This window comes from Caldivirga sp. (genome assembly GCF_023256255.1).
Lineage (GTDB): Archaea > Thermoproteota > Thermoprotei > Thermoproteales > Thermocladiaceae > Caldivirga.
The window spans coordinates 23,669-25,837 of sequence record NZ_JAGDXD010000003.1; the positions used below are offsets into that span (position 1 = coordinate 23,669).

Here is a 2,169-nt window from a genome sequence, read left to right on the forward strand (position 1 = left end):
AAGAAGCAATTAAGAATTATTTACTATATGGTTAATGGCTTTATAACGAGGGATTCCGTCTTCACATGGTTTATGGGTGATGGTGTTCTTGGGCATGTGGGGCGTGGTTCTTTTGATGTTGGTTTCTCGTTCGTTGTGGATCCTCCTGTTAGGGCTTTTATGGATTCTTACCTGTGTGGGCTTTATGGCTGTTCCGGCCATTTCTTTGGCTCGTCTGCGGCTGGGGGTAGTGAGCATTATGTTGTTTGTCCTGTTAAGGCTCTTGTGATTAATGATATTGTAGAGTGGTCTAATAGGTGGCCTAAGTATAGATTAACGGAGAGGGTTGTTAAATTGGTTGATGCGGTTAAGTATTCCACGCTCTGCTTAACTTACGCCAAATATCCCATAATCAATATACTTGGCCATGACTTGATACTTAGGAAGCACAACATGGGGCGTGGATGGTACTTGGCTAAGTCCACCAGTGATAGGGCCTTGGCTGAGGCCATTGTTAATGACCTTAAGGCGGCTGGGCTTAACGCAAACCTGAATGTTAGGCGTGGTGTGTTTGAGGTTTATGTGCCTATGGAGGATACTAGGAGGGTCCTCAGGATGCTTGGGATTTATGAGAGGTTCTACGTGGTTAGGAAGCTGCCGGCAGTTGAGGAGGTTGCCAATGTGCTTAGACGTTGCAGGATAAGGGGGTGGCACATCCATGCAGCTAAGGCTAGGAATGGGAAGGGTTATGAGTATACTGAGACTTGTCTCCTAATCTCGCTGGGTGATTCCTTGATGGCTAAGAGACTTAGGGATGAGCTTAGTAGGCTTGGTCTCAGGATTCGTAAGGTGGTGTGGGGTACTGTGATCGTCTGTAGTCCTGAGGATAGGGAGCTCCTAATGATGGCATTAACCTTATTAATGCCGGGGAATTTCGCGTTTCGCTAAGAGGCTGATGGTAATGTTAGATTACTAATAAGTAAGTTGCGTTCAATCAATGGATCATTTCTTAGGGTTATTATCCTTCGTGATGCAGACTCCAATGATCCCAATGAGGCATTTAACGGACTTAAATCAAGTATAGATAACTTCATAGATGATCCTAATAGGTTTCCCTTACATAAGCCGAGTATTACATGTAGTAAAGGGTCTAATGTGGGCCAATTAGCATCGTATAACTGTATGCTTAAGTATGAGAATGGTGATGTTGCGCTTAAGTTCATAATAATGGTGCCATCACTTGAATCCTTTCTATCCAAGTATGGCTACATTAACGATAAAGATAACCTTAATAAGGCAATTGATGGTGCTTTAAATGACTTAACAAGCGTCAGCATGTTGAATAGCGTTAAGAGGTTATTTGACCCATGCCTTAATTAGTGGTCTCAGGGATATAGGGTTTTAGGTTTAAGCCTAAGGTGCAATACTTAATAGTGGTTAGCCCTCGTAGGTTAAGTTAAATGAGCTCAATACCCGCATCTCCGCAATAATTAATGGGCTTTCAGTGGTAAGGTTTATTAGTTTCTTTAATTGTTCACCGTTGGGATGGGTCTTAGCCCTGAGGAGAAGGAGAGGTTTTTGAGGGCTTTGAGGGAGGATGCTGCTTTTAGGGGTGAGGTTGCTAGGTTACTTGGTGTTAGTGGTGTTGAGGCTTCCCTAGCTAAGCTGGTTGATGCTGTTAATGGTATTGCTAATGCGGTGAACAGCCTCATAAACATCACTAATAGTGTAGTGGGTAGTCTAGGGGAGTTGCTGAAGGAGATTAGGGTAATGAGGAGTGATGTTAATAGGCTTTGGGAGGAGAATAATAAAATATGGGAGGAATTGAAGTCCCTTAGGGAGAGCCAGAATAGGCTATGGGAAGAGAACAATAAGATTTGGAGCGAATTGAAGGCGCTGAGGGAAAGTAGTCAAAGGCATGAGGAGGAGTTGAAGGCATTAAGGGAGGAGAATAATAGGATTTGGCTTGAGTTAAGGGCTCTTAGGGAGGATAGTGAGAGGAGGTGGATTGAGAATGAGAGAAGATGGGAGGAGAATAATAAGAAGTGGGAGGAGGCTTACAAGAGGTTCGAAGCAATCGAGAACGAATTGAGGACGTTAAGGGAGGATAATGAGAAGAGGTGGATTGAGAATGATAAGAAGTGGCAGGAAACCTACAAGAGATTTGAAACCATTGAGAATGAGTTGAAG

The 2,169-nt window shown here is 43.5% G+C and carries 2 protein-coding genes and 1 pseudogene; all 3 read left to right on the top strand.

What is annotated here, in order from left to right:
* Positions 1-927, top strand: a 927-nt coding sequence (locus tag Q0C29_RS00320) for a hypothetical protein (RefSeq protein ID WP_291998670.1), incomplete at its 5' end; no start/stop codon positions are given.
* Positions 928-1,134: 207 nt separating this feature from the next.
* Positions 1,135-1,359, top strand: a complete 225-nt coding sequence (locus Q0C29_RS00325) for a hypothetical protein (RefSeq protein ID WP_291998671.1) — start codon at positions 1,135-1,137, stop codon at positions 1,357-1,359.
* A gap of 165 nt (positions 1,360-1,524) precedes the next feature.
* Positions 1,525-2,169 (top strand): annotated as a pseudogene (locus tag Q0C29_RS00330) (hypothetical protein); the annotation flags it as partial.